This window comes from Mesorhizobium sp. B3-1-8, from assembly GCF_006439495.1.
In the GTDB taxonomy this organism is placed as follows: domain Bacteria; phylum Pseudomonadota; class Alphaproteobacteria; order Rhizobiales; family Rhizobiaceae; genus Mesorhizobium.
The window spans coordinates 1-16,503 of the sequence record NZ_VFTK01000067.1 but is presented as its reverse complement, the minus strand read 5'-3'; the positions used below and the strand labels follow the sequence as shown (position 1 = coordinate 16,503).

The following is a 16,503-nucleotide window of genomic DNA, read 5'->3' as shown; positions in this document are numbered from 1 at the left end:
CACAGGTTCAAATCCTGTCCCCGCAACCAATTTTATCATAAATCAATAACCGTCCCGGTCTAACCGGGGCGGTTTTTGCGTTTCGAGAGGCGCGAGTGACCTTTGATCCACATGAAGCTGGTGAGGCGGGTGGCAAAGAGTGTGCTGCACTGGTAGTCGTGCCCCCTCATAGAGGCCGGTCAGGGAAGTGTCGCGGCACGCTAGTCTAGAACCGGTCACGCGAATCGGCCGCTTTGCGCCTCTTCTCGGTCGTAGAGGCAAACTTTGCCGCCGTTCATAAGCGAACGTAGCGACCGGGACGACGAATTGCGGCAACTGCCGCATACCAGTCTCTTGGAACGATGGCCAGAAAGCCACAGTCCCGTACGAATGATCTAACGTTCAACCATCTCGCGAATTGCCTCGCCACCGCTTACAAGACTCATATGGTGGTGCTGTTCATCTTGGCGATTTCCTCAGCGGTATGCGGTGCGGCCGGCGGTGCGAGCAACGTCTTGCCCTTTAGGGCGTTGCCGGACGCTGTTCAAACTTGCCACCAGCCTGAAGTTGAGACTTGATCATGCGCGGGGGAAAAAATGGGTGTCGAACTGTCGCGCCGCGAAGCTACGAACCGGGGTTTCGCATTTGAGGACTTGGTGGCCCAACTCTTCTCAAAACTGGGGTACTCAGTAACCCAGTCCGCCCGGATTGGACGGGCCGAAATCGATCTACTGGTCGAACGTGACGGTCAGCGATCCCCGGTGGAAGTCTCTGTCGTCCGGCCGCAGTCGGCAATGATGAAACTGCGGAATGATGCGGAAAGGTTGCGATCGCTCCTCGCCACAGTGGAGGGCATGTCGAAGCCGATCATCGTGTTGGGCTCGGAACTAACGCCGGCAGCCAAAGCGTGGTCAGAAGAGCAACTGGATGTATCGGCCTGGGATGCTCGGTAGCTTGCTCGACAGGCGGTTCCGTTTCGGACTTAGCGAAGAAGCTGTGGGAATTTATTGGGAGCGGCAGCCGCCACTTGCGGTCGACGCGGAAAGCGAGGCGCTCAGCACTCGGCTGCAAGCTCATATCGACGGCGACGACATCTCTCCCAGTGAGTATGAAGCACTCTGTATGGCAGTCTTGATAAAGCTGTTCGACCCTACCCTCTACGGATTTGAAAAGCAGGCAACAACGACCGACGGCGGAAACCGCTACGACTTCATCTGCCGTATAAAGGCGGGTAACCACTTTTGGGACAGTCTTAGGCAGGATTTCCGAACAAAAGCGATCCTATTCGAGTGCAAGAACTACTCTGATGAAATAGGCCCGGATCAGATCTACTCGACTGAGCGGTATCTGTTCTCCGGGCTCTTTGCACCGTATGCCTACTTGTCGCACGCCTCGGCGCGAACGATGCCGCAATCCGCGCCGCTCAGGGTGCTATGCAGGAGTCGGGCAAGCTCATCATCTTGCTCGCAAACGCGGACTTGATCGCAATGCTGAAGCTCAGCTCACAGGAAGGTGCGGCCGAAGACTTCCTCGACAAGCGCATCTGGGATTTCATCATCAGCCTTCCACGTTGAAGCTTCAGCCCCAAAAGCCTCTGGTCCACCTAATCGCATTTTCGGGCGCTAGACGGGTCACCAACACAATGCCATTTTGGATACATGCCCCTCCCGCTAGAATTGCGCATCCCGAGCGCAGACTTTCCACTCAAGCTCAGCGCAGGCGAAACGACGATATTTGTTGGCGCTAATGGCAGTGGCAAGACGCGGCTGGCAAGTTGGCCAGAGGTGCAGGGCGGCCTCGACGCACACCGCGTCAGCGCTCACCGGGCGCTCACTCTCACCCTAGTGTCGTTAAGGTGAGCCAGGACCAGAGCAGATTTAAACTATTGTCTGGGATCGATACTCCCCAAATAACACAATACGCCCTGCATGACATCCCAAATTATCGCTTAGGAAATCGTTGGCAATCTAATTCCTCCACGCACCTTCTTAACGACTTCGACGCTTTGCTGTAGTGGCTCTATGCCGAGCAAAACAATATCGCCGTACGAGAGCTAAACGAGCGTTACAGAGGCGTTGTTAACGAGCCCGCAAAGACGAAATTCAAGCAGATGACGGCAATGTGGGAGCGAGTGCTGCCCACCAAGCGACTGATCATTACTGCTGATGATATTCAGGTTGAGCCTATGGGCGTGGGAGATGCAGCACTTTACAGTGCAGCACAAATGAGCGACGGCGAGCGGGCTATCTTCTATATGATCGGCCAAGTGTTGTTCGCTCCGCTAGGTGTCATCATATTTGACGAACCTGAGTTGCACGTTCATCGTGCTGTGCTTGGGCGTCTTTGGGATGAACTGGAGGCAAGCCGGCCCGACTGTGCGTTCGTCCTGATCACCCACGATTTGGAGTTTGCTGCTGCCAGAACCGGTCGGAAGCTCGTTGTTCGATCATTCGTGGCTCCAGCAAATTGGACCATCGAGGAGGTCCCTGAGGACAGCGGATTCGACGAGCAACTCACGACTTTGATTCTTGGTAGCCGCCGTCCAATCCTGTTTGTGGAGGGTGACGGTTCCAGCCTTGACCTTGCGATTTATCGAGCCTGCTACCCCGATCTGACTGTTGTGCCGCGCGGGGGGTGCGAGGAGGTCATCCGGTCGGTTCGGACGATGCGAGCGAACGCCTCCCTCACTAGGATCTCCTGCGCTGGCATTGTGGATGCGGATTCTCGAACGGAGGGGAGGTAGCCAGTCTCGCCGCCGACAACATCTCCGTGCTGCCCGTCTCGGAAGTCGAGAATCTCTTTCTCCTGCCAAGCGTCGCCAATGCTATCTTGGATTACGATTCGCACGACGTGGAGGAGAAGGCTGTTCGCCTGTCGAAGTTGAAGGCAGACCTATTCGCTGAGGCGGCGAGGCCGGACATTCAAAGTGCGATCGTAGTGGAGCATTGTCGGCGACGGATCGATCGCGCACTCAAAATAGTTAGCTTCGAAGATGTGGAGGACGAGGGCGAACTCGGTGTCCAACTCACGTCCCGCATCGCATCGATCAACGTGGCCGCTTTAGCCAAGGAAATTCGCGATGCGATCAACAAGGCTATCTCCGACGATGACATACCAGCGCTGCTTCGCGTCTATGATCGTAAAAGCCATGTAGTCGCCACTGCCGCTCACCTCCGCGGAGTCCGCAAGGACGTCTTTGCAGCATGGGCGGTAAGAGCAATAAAGGATCCGAAAAAGCCGGGACTCAGGGATGCTATCAAGGAGGTAGTGCCGGCGATCAACGCTGCGAGCGTCGCCACTTCTTGAGGTCGATAGCCATCGAACTCGCGGGTCTGATGCGACGCAAGCCTGCGGATCGGATCGCGTCGGCCTACAATGAGCCTCTCCCTGCACCCAGAAGCAGACATCGTCATTTGCAATGTTGCACCTCTCGTGCGCAATCCGATTTCAACGGCAGCTTTGCGCCTGGACCCAACCCATCAGGGTGGTCGCCTCGTTGCGGAACCTGTAAATTCGAGGCCGATCGCGCTCGATGTCGATTTTGATGGCATCAGTTGGACGGCGCGTTAAGTCGGTGCCGGTCGTCCGGGCAAAGGCCATGACGGAGCCGAGCGCCAGGCGCGCGATGTGCCGGGCATCGCCGCGAAGGCGCTTGATGCGTCGGAGTCGCCACACATTGGGCAGGCGATATGTGCCGATGCCTGCGATCTCGACTTCTGTAAAAGGGGAACGTGCCAGCATTTCGCGCCTCGCTAGATGCGTGCGCGACATGATGCATAGGTCACGACTTATTCGCAAGGTCACGGACAAGGCGTCCAGCCCTTCCGCTGCTCCGGCGTCAAGGCATAGACACTGCAGGCCCGCGCATCATTAGCTTTTCCTTCACATATGCGAGCCTACTAATACATGATGGTAACCAAAGCGCGCATTTGGGACTCAATGCGGAAAATCCGCCGTGAGGCGGGCGGGAACGTCGCCACCATATTCGCGCTCACCTTGCCGATCGTGGTCGGCGGCGCAGGGCTAGGCGTCGAGACGTCCTATTGGTACTATTCAAGCCTAAAGCTGCAGGCGATCGCAGACGCAGCGGCCTATGCCGGCGCCCTTGAGAAGGTCGCAGGATCGAACACGCAGACGATCACGGCAGCGGCGGTCCAGGCGGCTTCCGACAATGGCCTCGGCACGGGCACCATCGTCGTGAATATCCCGCCGAAATCGGGTGCGAACACCGCCAAGAACGCAGTCGAGGTGATGGTCAGCCAGAACCTCGACCGGATATTCACCTCGATCTTCACCCGGGGCAAAGTACCCGAGCAGGCGAGGTCAGTTGCACTGATCAAGAGCTCGTCAAAGGCTTGTGTGCTGGCGCTGAATGCGACCGCCTCGAAGGCGGCGCTGTTCTCGGGAAACAGCAGCCTCAAGCTCACCGGCTGTTCGATCATGGCCGACTCGGACGCTTCAGACGCGATCAAGCTTCAGGGATCGGCGGCATTGCAGGCCGACTGCCTGATGTCGACCGGCGGCGTCTCGCTGAGCAATCCAGTGACTACGATCTGCCCGGCTCCGGTTACTCAAGCACTGCCCGCGCCCGATCCTTATGCCGGCCTGCCGACACCAGCAGCCTCAGGGCAATGCCTGAGCGATAGCGCGCCGACGCTCAGCCCAGGGACTTACTGCAGCGGAATGAGCCCCAAGGGCAATGTCACGCTTTCTCCAGGTGTCTATGTCGTCCAGGGCAACCTGAAGATCAACGGCAACACGACCGTCTCGGGCAGCGGAGTGACTATCTTCATGGAGGGTAGTTCGACGGTGACCATCAACGGCAACGCCACAGTCACGCTGAGCGCGCCAACGTCGGGGACGTATTCGGGGGTGCTATTTTATGGCGATAGAACGGGCAATTCGGCATCGAGCAACTTCAACGGGAACGCTGCCTCCCTGTTGACCGGCGCGATTTATTTCCCTCGCCAGCAGGTCAACTATCTCGGCAATTTCTCGGGAAAGAACGGCTGCACCCAAGTCGTTGCTGACACCATTCAGTGGTCAGGCAACACGTCCATAAACCAGAATTGCTCCAGCCTTGGGATGAAGGACATTCCGGCTGCGCAGTCCGTTGCGGTTGTCGAGTAGGGAAGCGGGATCAGCAGCAAGGATCTTGGGATCACGGTCAAGCTGTCCGCGGTCAGGCTGGTCACTTCGCATCCCGCCGAAGCGAACGAAAGCCTAGTGTAGCACCAACGCGCCGACGACGGCGATCGCGGCGATGAGGGCGAGCATGATGGCGGCAAGTCGAATGCGCTTGACCCATATCTGCCGAGGCCGTCGCGCTATTGCTGCGGCATCATAGGCGCTGTAGAGGCGCCGGCCATCCACTCCGAAGCGGTCGGCGTTCGGATAGATATTCTTTGGCTTCTGTCGTGCCTTGAGCATTGAGGGCCCTTCCAGCCCGGCACGGTACATTAGCACATGCTTGTTCTCAATTGGCAGGAGGAGCAAAAATTCGGTCTGCGTACGAGGAGCTTTTGAGGGAGAGTTCCATGCTTGCCGAATTCGCCTTCAACCGGATCGCCGCTGACCCGAAAATCTGTCAGGAGAGATAGACAGAATCGTCCGTTTTCTGCCCATGTGTTAGACCGGACAGTCTTCTTACGGCCCCAGTCCAGTCATCTCGAACATTCATTGGGAGGCCGGTCCCTGGAGGCTAGCGGAGACGATTGGTGAAGCTGGAATGCGGCGATAACGCGGTACGCATTCGGTTTGGCAGTCGTTCACAAACCAGGAATCGGTGGCGACTTCCGGGTATCTGCGCCATCTCGGAGTCCACGGCCACGGTCAAAAGTCGACGACCAGCGAATGTCGGTTTCAGTGGCTGGGCGTCCCCGCAACCACTTTCATCATAAATCAATAACCGTCCCGGTCTAACCGGGGCGGTTTTTGCGTTTGAGGGGGGCGCCGACTTTTTGACCTCCGGCCGACGGGTGGTGGCACAGAAAGCCGGCTCCGCGAATATCCAACATAGCTTGGCGGGCAGTTCGATGTCCGCTCAGCGGCGCGAACCACGTACCTAGCCCAAGTTGGCGGGCGGCGGTGCTCTTCTATGTAGGACCCCAAGCGGATTGCCGCATCGTGATTAAAGTCCAGCGGCCAAGTGGGCAAATCACGCGTGACCCAGCCCTGCCAGGCATCCTCGAGGATGATCAGCACAGCCCCTGTCACGACCGCCAGTAGGACATATGCTAACACCATTATCGCCCTATGCGGCCAAGGCGACGGCGACGGTTCCGGAACCTGTGGCCACCCGCCAAATGGCGCCAGTTCCGCGGCGCGCCGCGCTGTCCTCCGGGCTCGCTTCATCTCCAAGCGCCGCAGCGCGTACTGCTGCCGAGTCTGTTCCGATGACGTAAGCGAGTTCGCCTGCAACCAGGCTTTGAACTTACCTGCGTGGATGCGAACCCTTGTGACAAGCACACCCTGGTGCCGTTCCTTGGCCTCGAAAGCTTTGAAACCTTCCCACCACTCCTCCCAGGTCGATGGCAGCTCGCCCGTTGCTGACAGTCCCAGGATGAGAGGATAATCACGGTGAGTGTAGACCGGGATAGCCCGCCTTCCGCTAGTCGCTGCCATCAATCTAGCTTCCATCTCACGAGCGCGCATTTCCTCCGTTTGAGTTTCGCTTCGCGCCGAGCGGGCATCACACAGTTCCTGGGCATAGCGTTGCCTAGAGCTTTCTGAAGCGATCTGAGAAAAGATCGCTGTCGTCGCTGGCATCGATACGGCTTTCCTAGAGAAGGTTACGCAGGGGCTCCCGCAACCAATCGGTTTCTGGGTTAAGGCTCCTGGCATCGCTCCTTGCGCAGAACGGGCAGGCCCGGAAATCAACGGGTCGAGCGCTTTTTGCTGGCGATCGTCACGGGCTTGATCCCAGGATGGCGGCTAAGCCCGTTGGACTTCGCCAAGGCCGACCGTTGAGCCGCCGAGTTAGGGGCCATCATCGGATAGTCGAGCCCCAAGCCCCACTTCTCACGATACTGCTCCGGCGTCAGGCCGTAGTGCACACGCAGATGGCGCTTCATCGATTTATACCGCTTACCGTCCTCGAGACAGATGATGTATTCAGGGAAGACCGATTGCATGGGATTGACGGCGGGGACCTGGGCGGGCTTCTCGGATTCGGCCAGCTGCCCGACCTTAGACAGCGACGAGTTCGCGTCCCCGATCAGTTCGGGCGGGTCTTCGTTATTCCCGTCGGACATGCAAATATCCCCGCTCACAAATTGGCTGAATCTCTTAGTCGATTTTCGGCAAAATGCCAGTGCTGGGAACCGATCAGGGCTATGTGGTGGGGGCGGCGCGATCTAGGCACCTGCTCCGTCCCGGCGATCGTCGTCCTGAACCTGGTGTTGGGGCGGTCCGACACCGTGGGCAAGTTTCCGGTGCATAGTTAAGCTGGCGTCGTTGGCTGATTGTCACGATCGCGAAGGGCCCCAGAATTCTACTTGTACCCGCGCCTGGCTAGAAACGGTTTTGCTCCGACTTGATGCTGCCACGACGGCTAGCAGAGCAGGAATGTCCCAGCCCATTCATGGGCGACCATTTGAACTTCGGAAACATTTAAGCCAGTCTACCCTACGTGTCGTACAGGTACGTCTGCCGTCATTAACTGTTTATCGAATTGCCCGTTGACGCATGCCTGGGCAGAGTTAATAATATCCTAATATAAAGGTAGCGCAAATTATCTCCCGACCGGCAACAACGAGTTAGGCGCTACTGGGGTAGGGGAAAGCCGCGGCGACTAAGCCGTCGTAGCCACGACCGTGTGGTAACTGCAGATCCGCGATGGCAGTTCGCGGAAACTGTTGAGTTGCGCCTAGTTGAAGGGCAAATCGTTTCTCCTTCCCAAATTGGACGCCGATGTTTTCGGCATGGGGTGGTCTGCCGTCTTGCGGACGGCAAATGGGCGGGCGCCAGGCGCGCCGGTCTGGGGGGATAAAAAATGGCAACTCAGCAGATCGCCGATGCGGGTGGTACGACTGTTTCCTTTTCGAACACACCGCGGGCTAAGGACGACGCTTTCTACTTCTCTGAAGATTCGACTGGCGTGTTGATCCTTAATGTCCTGGCGAACGACCTAGGTGGGGCTGCGAAGCTACTCTATTCCATCGACAACTCAATCAGCGCTTCGACGACCACCAAAACCCCTGCCCCGTCGGATCTGCTTATCCGCGACACCACATATTCCGCCACCAACGGCAACGCCGGGCTTGCCGGAACCACCGACACAAGCTTTCTCGGAGCCCGCATTTGGATTGCGAGCGATGGCACGATCCATTACAATACGGCCGATATCAACACGCTGCTGCAGTCGCTTGCGCAGGGCCAGGTTCTCACCGACAAGCTTACTTACGCCATTCAGCTCGGCAACGGCACGCTGAGCTGGGCCACGACCACGATTCAGTTCACCGGCACCAATAATCAGCCGGTGATCGGCGCAGCCACGCTCGTCGGCGGCGTCACCGAGGACGCCCATATCCCCACCGAGACCGCCACCGGAACGGTCGCGTTCGGCGACGTCGATCTCACCGACGTGCATCTGGTCTCGGCGGTGTTCAAGGGAACCGACTACAGCGGCCAGCTTGGCTCGCTCAACGCGGTGAAGACAACTGACACCACCGGCACCGGTTCAGGCGGGCTGATCACTTGGACCTTCAGTGCCGCCGATTCGGCTCTCGACAAACTGGCGGCCGGGCAGGTCGTTGACGAGACCTATACGGTCACGCTCGACGACCAGCACGGCGGCGTCGTCACCCGCGATGTCGTCATCACCATCACCGGCACCAATGACGCGCCGGTGATTGGCGCCGCCACCCTCGTCGGAGCTGTCACCGAGGAGGCCCCACCGAGACCGCCACAGGCACCATCGCCTTCGGCGATGTCGATCTGACGGACGTACATGTGGTCTCGGCGGTGTTCAAGGGCACCGACTATAGCGGCCAGCCGCCGTTGGCGCTCGCGGGTGAATTACCTCTGGCCTATGCCGGTCAACGCGTTCTCGGTCTACCCAAGCTCGCCGATGAGCTCGACCTCACCACCAAGCGCATTGTCATGATCACCAACCACATGACGCCAAGGGCTGGCATCCCGGTGATGTCGGAGACTGGACTTTTTTAGCATATGCTTGACTAGAGAAGCGTCGTGGTGCTTCTGGTTCGCTGGGGTCGGAGGCCCGTGCATGACTGCATATGTTAGACAAGGTCTTGCGGATCCGCGGCGTCCGACCAAGCGCCTTTCCTTTCGCGAACGGGTGGCGGACGCGGCGCGGTTGATTGTTGCCATCGCCAACGACAAGCGCCTGTTGACGCTCATTCATTTGATGGATGGCGAAAGAACGGTGTCAGACCTGCTCTCCCCAGTGGGCTGCACTAAGCACTCCATTTCGCTACATCTAAGAGAGCTCGTCGAACATGGAGTTCTCGAGTGCCGCGCCGAAGGCTCCTGGCGGTATTATTCCTGCAAGTCCGAAGAAGCCAAGGCTATCATCAGGCTGCTTGATGATCTGGCCAGAAATAACGAGCTCCCAGCATTCCCATCTGGGGTTCCGCACCGACCTCGCAGTAAGAGGCGATCAAGGTAGCCCATCGGATTGACTCGACAAACGAGCGTTGCCCGCCGCAATTTTGGCGCAGCCGGAACAAACAAATGCGATGGTCTATCCTCTGCAAAACGGTCCTGCGGTAACGCCGGGGAGCTTTGCAGACAATGTTTAAGTTCGGCGAAGCGCTTGCCGTCGGCGATGCCAGGCGCGATCGTCTCTTGCCCATCGGCGTTTCGGTTGACCGAAGTTACGCCATTGATGCCGATCACAGCCGGAAGAAGGCTTCCGATACATGAGCCGAGCGGCCGTCTGTGCACGCTTTTCGACCGAGTTGCAAAACGAAAAGTTCACAGAAGACCAGATTGCGCTGTGACGTGCTTATGCGGTTCACAATGTTCTTAATGTCGTTGCGGTCTACGAGGTCAAGGGCGCGCTCTGGCGCGTCGCGGTAGTGTGCATCCGGCATGTGGCGGTGAATCCTTTGGTCGAAACACCGGAGTGCCCGAAATCTGGGATGTGGTGGCTGGTTCCGCTTTCGGCAGTTCCGCTAGATCGGACTGATCAAGGCCTGTCAGCGACAAATGGATTGACGCGATGAGTCTGGCAACCCAGCGACCGGCATGGGATTTTGGCTGACATAGGCAAAGACAATGTCTGCCGTCAGTCCGATCAGATTGGCCCGTCGCGGCGCCGTTTTGATCAAGGCCGGTAGAGAAGTGTGGTCACCGCAACCGGCGCAGGAAGGGGAAGGACATCAGGGTTGTCGAGCCAGTTGATCGAGAGCCTGATTTATCTGCGCGCAGCAGCCGGCGAGCATCCCTCAAATGCATCGATTTTGTTGGCGGAGCGCCTCAGTCGGCGTCCGCCCTCTTTACTATGGCTCTCAAAAGAATCGCAGCCGATAGCGTGACAACCTCGAATGATATATAAAGATCGCCTAATGTGCGTGCATTCCCTGGGGGGCAATTTCGGGCATGTCCAGTTCTACAAACCGAATGGTGCTATCGAGAAGCGTGGTCGAAATGGGCCTCTTCTCCGCAGTGATGAACACGCTCGTGCTGATCCTGCCTCTCTATATGCTGCAGGTCTATGACCGGGTGTTGCCCGCCGCCAACCTGGATACCCTCACTTACCTCACCTTGCTTGCACTCTCATCGCTCTTGCTTTTCGGCGTGCTCGAAGTCGTACGGGGTGTGTATGCGAGCCGACTCGCCGCACGCCTGGATGTCTCTTTGGGCACATCGTCTTTTCTCGCCGCAATGAGTGGCCCACGCGCTGGACTCGGCGATGTTCAAGCCTTGCGTGACCTCGCCACTCTGCGGGGATTTATCGCCTCGCGAACCATCTTCTTTCTCTTCGATCTTCCTTTTGGGCCTATCTTCGTGGGCCTCCTCTATTTCATCCACCCGTTGCTGTTCCTTGTAACGGTCGTCGGGGCGGTTCTCATGGTATCCGTTGCCGTGCTGAACCAAGTCGCGAGTTCGCGGCCTGGCAAGGAGGCGGCGGAGAATCTTGGGGCCGCAATGAATTCGGCGCAGGCCTTCGCGCGAAACTTCGAAACGGTCCGCGCACTCGGCATGGTGTCCAATGCGATAGAGTTCTGGGGCACTCGTTTTTCCGGCTCTCTGCATGCCTCCGATGGGCTCGCTCGCACTAACGCATTTTATGGTGGTGTCTCCCGCACCACACGATCGGTACTGCAAATCGCGATATTGGGCGTCGGCGCTTATCTGGTGCTGCACAACGAGATGACCGCCGGTATGATATTTGCATCCTCGATGATTTCCGCGCGTGCCCTGCAACCTCTCGATCAGATCGTTGGAAGTTGGCGGCAGATCATCGACGCCAATCTTGCATGGAAGCGGCTTTCAGCTGTCCAATCAAGGTCCGGACCAAAGGAAAATGTCGCATTGCCAACGCCCCAAGGAGCGTTGAGCGCGGATCAGTTAGTCTATCATCTTCCAGGTTCAGCCGACGGCTCGCTACCGCTCATAAAGCGGGTGACCTTTGAAGTCCCCGCTGGCGAAACAGTCGCGATCGTCGGGCCAAGCCAAGCTGGAAAATCAACTCTGGCGCGTCTCATAGTTGGTGCCATTGAGCCCCGCTCGGGGGTGATCCGCATCGATGGCGGCGATATTCGAAACTGGGATCCGGAGGAGCTCGGCCGCCATTTTGGCTACCTTCCGCAGGATGTAGAACTTTTCCCAGGAACCATCGGCCAGAACATTACTCGTTTCGAGCCGGATGCGCCTGACGGGAAATTGGTTCAAGCAGCTCAACAGGCGCAGGTGCATGAGCTCATCTTGGGTCAGAGGGATGGATATTCGACGTTGATCGGCCCGACCGGCGTTCGCCTCTCGGGTGGCGAGCGTCAGCGCATTGGCCTTGCGCGCGCCTTTTACGGCGATCCCAAGCTGTTGGTCCTCGACGAGCCCAATGCAAATCTCGATTCCGACGGCGAAGCCGCGCTCGAGCGGGCGATCATCCAGGCCCGTTCACGAAAAACGACCGTGCTCGTCATCACCCACCGGCCCTCCCTCGCTTCCAAATGCGATCGCATCCTCATGCTGAGAAATGGTCAGGTCGAGATTTACGGTTTGACCAAGGACGTGCTCGACCAACTTGCCCAGCGACGGGGCCAAGCGGCAGCGGCGGCGACCGCTCAGTCGCATGACAATGAAGGAGTGGTGCCTTTCCCGTCACCGGCTCGCGTTGACATAAAGGTCGCCAATGATGGTTCCTAGCCAAGCCATCCAAGCGGACGCCAACGCGTATCGCTGGCAGCGCAACGTCGACACACGCACCGATCGGATCACGCTTGCCGGCTATGGAAGCGTGGCCGTTTTCGTGCTCGGCTTCGGGTTCTGGGCGGCCACCGCACCAATTGGGGGAGCGACGATCGCGCCGGGTGTAGTGGCTGCAGCTGGGCAAAACGTCATGATCCAGCACCTCGAAGGAGGCGTGGTCAGCAGCATCAAGGTCCGGGAGGGCGACAGGGTCTCAAGAGGCCAGGCTCTGATTGTGCTCGATCCGACGGTCGCGCAATCCCAACTGAACCGCGTTCTGAAGCAGTGGGTTGCACAAAAAGCCGAAATTTCGCGGCTTGAAGCAGAGCGGGACGGACTTGAGAAAATCGTGTTGTCCAGTGACCTCGGAGCGTATTCGGGGGCTTCCGAATATAGCGATGTCTTCGGAGAGCAAAGCAAGGAATTTGAGGCGCGGCTAGCGCGTTATGCCGCAGAACAGGGGATTCTGAAGCAACGGGTAGCAGCACTTCAGGATGCCATTGTTGGGCTAAAGGCTCAAAAGGAGGCTGCGGAAAACCAGCTCGCAATCGTCAATGCGGAAACGGAACGCAAAAAGCGTCTGCTGGAAAGAGGACTGACAAATCGTTCGGAATACACAGATCTGCTACGCAGCACCGCCGACTTGGTAGGCCAGGCAGGGTCTCTAGAGGCGCAGATCGCCAGTTCGGCAACCCAGACCGTGGAAGCGCGTCAACAGATTGAACGGCTAACAACCAGCCGGGTCGAGGATGCCGTGACCGAGATGAACAAAGCACGGGCACAGGTCGCGGACCTCGAGGAACAAATCAACGCTGCTCGATCGGTTCTCGACCGGACGACGATCCGGGCGCCGGTGGACGGCATCGTCGTTCGATCCCTCTACAATTCTCAAGGCAGCGTCATCAGAGCGGGAGAGGTTGCGATGGAACTCCTGCCGACCACGAACGAGCTCATCGTCGAGGCCAGGATAAAGCCCGAAGACATCGACTCGATCCGGGTGGGGCAGGATGCGAACATGATGTTTACGGCGCTCAATGCGCGCACGACGCCAAAAGTACCTGGAAAGGTGTTCTACATCTCGGCAGACCGGCTGATTACCCCCAGCACGGGGCTGCCCTATTTCACCGTACGGCTGAAAATGGCCGACAAGCTGCCACCGCAGGTCAAGCCCGAGCAGATCTATCCGGGCATGCCGGTCGAGACATTCATCTCAACGGGCGAGCGGACGTTTCTGGCCTATCTCACCAAGCCACTGGTCGACTCGTTCCAGCGGGCATTCCGCGAGAAATAGGCCCGCCCTGCACCTTGGAATATCCGAATTCAGATATGAAGCGGGTGCCGGTTTGATCCGGCGCCCGCTTCAGATTGGTCCTTGCGGCCGTTCTACGGTCAGACGAAGTGGAATTCGTCCGCCGGATGATAGCCAACCACGGTCCGGCCAGTGCCATCGTCTGCTACCGTGAAGCTGTCCGCATCATACGCGCCGATGATGTGGAGCGTGGCATCATGGGTACCGTCCGAAACCAGCAGCGTTCCTCCACTTCCATCCTGGTTCACATGATAGACGGCGGATGTTCCTGTGCCGAACAAGATGTCTCCCAGGTCCACCTTGTCATCATTGGTGATGCCGGCGATGCTTCCGCTGAAATCGAATGAATCGTCCAGCTGCAATGTGCCGGCAGCATCCGCCGCAAAGGTGACGTTGGTGGAAGAGGCTGCGTGAAACTCCAGCTGCGACATGTTGCCGATTATGGCGTCGCCGTCGCCGGTAACCTGACCACCTATCGCAATGTCACCGCCATTGGCCCAGATCAGTCCGGAATTGGCGACGGCACCGTTGACCGTCAGGCCGCCCGAACCGGTCGCTTCAAGCGTTCCGGAATTGGAGACTGTGCTGCCGCCAGTGTCGATGACCAGCGCGTGGATGCCGGTGGCGATGATCGTGCCCTGGTTGTCCAGGGACAGCAGGCCGCCGCCGAGTTGACCGGCGCCGGAGATGGTGTTGTCGACATTGGTGAAGGTGACATCGGCGGCCGAGCCGGAGATCACGTTCGCATCGCTGTCGGACAGGATGATCTGTCCACCGCCTTGCAGCGTTATGCCGCTGGCGATCACCTCGATCTGCGTAGTCGCGCCTGCATCGTTGAGCGCGATTGTGCCCGTGTTGTCGATCAGCCCGCCGAGCGGCATGATCGCGCCGTCGGCGATCGACGTCGTGCCGGCATTATGAGTGACCGACTCCTGATTGAACAGGAAGTTGCCGGCGCCGAGCTCGGAGGCCGAGACGCCCTGCACGGTGATCGTCTCGCCCGAGCCGACGGTGACCACGGCGTTACCGCTGCCGTCTTCGGCGATAGCGAGATCGCCGAAGCCGCTGACACCATTGAACCCGATCAGGTCGATCCTATCTGCCGCAACATCGAAATTGTGCAGGGTATCGGCCGCGATCGGCTGGCCGAACACGAACAGATCGGCGCCAGAAGAGCCGGTCAGGTGATCTTCGGCGGACAGGGCGTAGATGGGATTGCCGGGTGCGAAGACTTCGACGTTGGTTGCGACTAAGCCACTTCCGATGCTTCCGTCGGCATTCGTCCAGGTTTCGGATATGTTGAGGCCGAGGGCACCTGCGTAACCGTCGGGCGACGTGAGCGACAACTTGGCGAGGTTGTTGGCCTGCACCATCCAGGTGCCGTTGCCTATGTCCATGCCCTCGCTCAAACTCCAACTCTCAGGAACCCCGGCGATTGTCAATGAGACAGCGCCAATGCGATCGACAGCCGGATCGGTCAACCCGAGATTCATTGCCTGTCCGGACACACCGGCAGGTGCGCCGCCGAGCACGAAGTCGCTTGTCTGAAGCGAAGGCACTCCAGCGAGATGAACTTCAATAAGACCTGCACTGCCGCCGAACAGCGCGCCACCGGTCGGATTGGCGAACACGATTGTCTGGTTGTTCGCCGTGTCCACGAACCAGGCGGTTTGATGCGACAGAACGGAACTTGTTCCAGTCGCCAAGGCGCCCTGAACCGTGCTGATACCGGTCGCCGTCGTGAACTGCACGTGGTCAGATCCCGACGTGAAGTCGGTTACTGTATCGAAGGATGAGTTGCTCGACTCGGTGGAGTTCGCGAGAGTGTATTTGAATGTATCATTGCCCGAACCGCCGGCCAGGATATCAGCGCCCGCGCCGCCGGTCAGTGTGTCGACCCCACTTCCGCCAAGAAGCAAATCGGATCCATTGCCGCCATTCAACGTATCATCACCACCTAGGCCAACGAGAATGTCGTTTCCATCGTTGCCGGAAATTGTCTCTCCTGCAGCCGTACCGACCAGGGTGTTGTCCGAGGCATTGCCGGTCACCCCCGCTAGGAGGTCGGGCATGTTCGCTACTATCGCTGAATAGGTGACAAATCCACCTGAAGCAGGAGCAATCGCAAGGGCAGCGGACTCAAAGGCGGTGACACTAGCCCCCCAGCTTGATGTCGTCAGATTGAGTGTGCCGGACGGCGAGCCGTCGAGGTAATTCTGTAGCGCGCTTTCGAAGGTCGCGTTCGAAAGTATTGCCTCTAGCTGGCTTGCCGAAAACACCAAAGTTACGGTATCCGATCCATTGCCGCCATCATAACTCGTGGTGCCGTTTATGTGATTCCATGCAGTCACGAGCGTGTCTGGACCATTCCCCATAAGAACGGACCAGTTACCTGCCGGTGCAGGTGTATCTCCATCGAACGTAGTATTTGCGAAGTTCGCACCGTCGGTGCCATTTCCAAAATTGATGGTGTGTCCGGTAATGCTATTTGCAAGCGTTATTGTTACCGTTACCGGAGCGCTGGAAAGGGATCCGTCCGTAGCATGATAAGTGAATGAGTCAGTCCCTAAGAAGCTGTCAGTTCGGGTGTAAGTAAACGACCCGTTTGCGTTCAGGGTAACATTTCCGTGAGTCGGATTGGTATCTTTGACTGCGGTGATGCTGTTGTCGTCGCTGTCATTCGTGAGCACTCCCGGCGTCGCAATAATCAATGTATTACCGCCAGATGTGTCGAGTATATACGAGTCGTTCTGAGCGATCGGCGCGTCGTTGACCGGGGTGACGCTGATGGTGACGCTATGCAAGACGCTGCTGTCGGTGCCATCGCTGGCAACGAC

General features: G+C 58.2%; 14 protein-coding genes and 1 pseudogene. 10 read left to right on the top strand and 5 right to left on the bottom strand.

Annotated features, from left to right (window positions below; translation table 11 throughout):
- Positions 1-575 precede the first annotated feature (575 nt).
- The 4 genes from FJ424_RS32810 (at position 576) to FJ424_RS32795 (ending at position 3,285) form a co-directional block, all read left to right on the top strand.
- Complete coding sequence (locus FJ424_RS32810; RefSeq protein ID WP_140659856.1) at positions 576-932, top strand: restriction endonuclease; 357 nt, start codon at positions 576-578, stop codon at positions 930-932.
- Between the two features lies 1 nt (position 933).
- Positions 934-1,461 carry a hypothetical protein gene (locus FJ424_RS32805; RefSeq protein ID WP_140659857.1) on the top strand — a complete coding sequence of 176 codons (528 nt, stop codon included), beginning with the start codon at positions 934-936 and terminating at the stop codon, positions 1,459-1,461.
- A 628-nt stretch (positions 1,462-2,089) separates the two neighbouring features.
- Complete coding sequence (locus FJ424_RS32800) at positions 2,090-2,722, top strand: AAA family ATPase (RefSeq protein ID WP_140659858.1); 633 nt, start codon at positions 2,090-2,092, stop codon at positions 2,720-2,722.
- Positions 2,723-2,748: 26 nt separating this feature from the next.
- Positions 2,749-3,285 carry a hypothetical protein gene (locus tag FJ424_RS32795; RefSeq protein ID WP_140659859.1) on the top strand — a complete coding sequence of 179 codons (537 nt, stop codon included), beginning with the start codon at positions 2,749-2,751 and terminating at the stop codon, positions 3,283-3,285.
- A 141-nt stretch (positions 3,286-3,426) separates the two neighbouring features.
- Here FJ424_RS32795 and FJ424_RS32790 read toward each other — a convergent pair whose 3' ends face one another.
- Positions 3,427-3,720 carry a hypothetical protein gene (locus tag FJ424_RS32790; protein WP_140659860.1) on the bottom strand — a complete coding sequence of 98 codons (294 nt, stop codon included), beginning with the start codon at positions 3,718-3,720 and terminating at the stop codon, positions 3,427-3,429.
- Between the two features lie 165 nt (positions 3,721-3,885).
- Here FJ424_RS32790 and FJ424_RS32785 point away from each other — a divergent pair, with 165 nt between their 5' ends.
- Complete coding sequence (locus FJ424_RS32785; protein ID WP_140659861.1) at positions 3,886-5,109, top strand: pilus assembly protein TadG-related protein; 1,224 nt, start codon at positions 3,886-3,888, stop codon at positions 5,107-5,109.
- A 93-nt stretch (positions 5,110-5,202) separates the two neighbouring features.
- Here FJ424_RS32785 and FJ424_RS32780 read toward each other — a convergent pair whose 3' ends face one another.
- Both FJ424_RS32780 and FJ424_RS32775 read right to left on the bottom strand, forming a co-directional pair.
- Positions 5,203-5,409: a hypothetical protein gene (locus FJ424_RS32780; RefSeq protein WP_140659862.1), complete on the bottom strand. Its 207-nt coding sequence runs from the start codon at positions 5,407-5,409 to the stop codon at positions 5,203-5,205.
- Positions 5,410-6,854: 1,445 nt separating this feature from the next.
- Positions 6,855-7,232 (bottom strand): MucR family transcriptional regulator, encoded by a 378-nt coding sequence (locus FJ424_RS32775; protein WP_140659863.1) that lies wholly within the window; start codon positions 7,230-7,232, stop codon positions 6,855-6,857.
- A 740-nt stretch (positions 7,233-7,972) separates the two neighbouring features.
- Here FJ424_RS32775 and FJ424_RS32770 point away from each other — a divergent pair.
- From FJ424_RS32770 to FJ424_RS32760, 3 genes are all read left to right on the top strand, one after another.
- Positions 7,973-8,920, top strand: coding sequence for a VCBS domain-containing protein (locus tag FJ424_RS32770; protein ID WP_140659864.1), 948 nt, complete (start codon positions 7,973-7,975; stop codon positions 8,918-8,920).
- Positions 8,921-8,931: 11 nt separating this feature from the next.
- Positions 8,932-9,147 carry a hypothetical protein gene (locus FJ424_RS32765; RefSeq protein WP_140659865.1) on the top strand — a complete coding sequence of 72 codons (216 nt, stop codon included), beginning with the start codon at positions 8,932-8,934 and terminating at the stop codon, positions 9,145-9,147.
- Between the two features lie 61 nt (positions 9,148-9,208).
- A complete protein-coding gene (locus FJ424_RS32760) occupies positions 9,209-9,610 on the top strand; it encodes a metalloregulator ArsR/SmtB family transcription factor (protein WP_140659866.1) in 402 nt (133 codons plus the stop codon).
- A 533-nt stretch (positions 9,611-10,143) separates the two neighbouring features.
- Here FJ424_RS32760 and FJ424_RS34240 read toward each other — a convergent pair.
- Positions 10,144-10,274 (bottom strand): annotated as a pseudogene (locus FJ424_RS34240) (transcriptional regulator); the annotation flags it as partial.
- A 271-nt stretch (positions 10,275-10,545) separates the two neighbouring features.
- On the opposite strand from FJ424_RS34240, the gene FJ424_RS32750 reads away from it, so the two are divergent.
- On the top strand, positions 10,546-12,315 hold the full coding sequence (locus tag FJ424_RS32750) for a type I secretion system permease/ATPase (RefSeq protein ID WP_140659867.1): 1,770 nt from the start codon (positions 10,546-10,548) through the stop codon (positions 12,313-12,315).
- Positions 12,302-13,648 carry an HlyD family type I secretion periplasmic adaptor subunit gene (locus FJ424_RS32745; protein ID WP_246677424.1) on the top strand — a complete coding sequence of 449 codons (1,347 nt, stop codon included), beginning with the start codon at positions 12,302-12,304 and terminating at the stop codon, positions 13,646-13,648. The genes FJ424_RS32750 and FJ424_RS32745 overlap by 14 nt, the downstream gene beginning before the upstream one ends.
- Positions 13,649-13,746: 98 nt before the next feature.
- Here the strand turns inward: FJ424_RS32745 and FJ424_RS32740 are convergent.
- Positions 13,747-16,503, bottom strand: a 2,757-nt coding sequence (locus FJ424_RS32740) for an Ig-like domain-containing protein (RefSeq protein ID WP_181183377.1), incomplete at its 5' end; no start/stop codon positions are given.

Coding starts and splice junctions, on each gene's coding strand:
- FJ424_RS32810 (WP_140659856.1), top strand. CDS start 576: ATGGGTGTCGAACTGTCGCGCCGCGAAGCTACGAACCGGGGTTTCGCA.
- FJ424_RS32800 (WP_140659858.1), top strand. CDS start 2,090: ATGACGGCAATGTGGGAGCGAGTGCTGCCCACCAAGCGACTGATCATT.
- FJ424_RS32790 (WP_140659860.1), bottom strand. CDS start 3,720: ATGCTGGCACGTTCCCCTTTTACAGAAGTCGAGATCGCAGGCATCGGC.
- FJ424_RS32785 (WP_140659861.1), top strand. CDS start 3,886: ATGATGGTAACCAAAGCGCGCATTTGGGACTCAATGCGGAAAATCCGC.
- FJ424_RS32780 (WP_140659862.1), bottom strand. CDS start 5,409: ATGCTCAAGGCACGACAGAAGCCAAAGAATATCTATCCGAACGCCGAC.
- FJ424_RS32775 (WP_140659863.1), bottom strand. CDS start 7,232: ATGTCCGACGGGAATAACGAAGACCCGCCCGAACTGATCGGGGACGCG.
- FJ424_RS32770 (WP_140659864.1), top strand. CDS start 7,973: ATGGCAACTCAGCAGATCGCCGATGCGGGTGGTACGACTGTTTCCTTT.
- FJ424_RS32760 (WP_140659866.1), top strand. CDS start 9,209: ATGACTGCATATGTTAGACAAGGTCTTGCGGATCCGCGGCGTCCGACC.
- FJ424_RS32750 (WP_140659867.1), top strand. CDS start 10,546: ATGTCCAGTTCTACAAACCGAATGGTGCTATCGAGAAGCGTGGTCGAA.
- FJ424_RS32745 (WP_246677424.1), top strand. CDS start 12,302: ATGATGGTTCCTAGCCAAGCCATCCAAGCGGACGCCAACGCGTATCGC.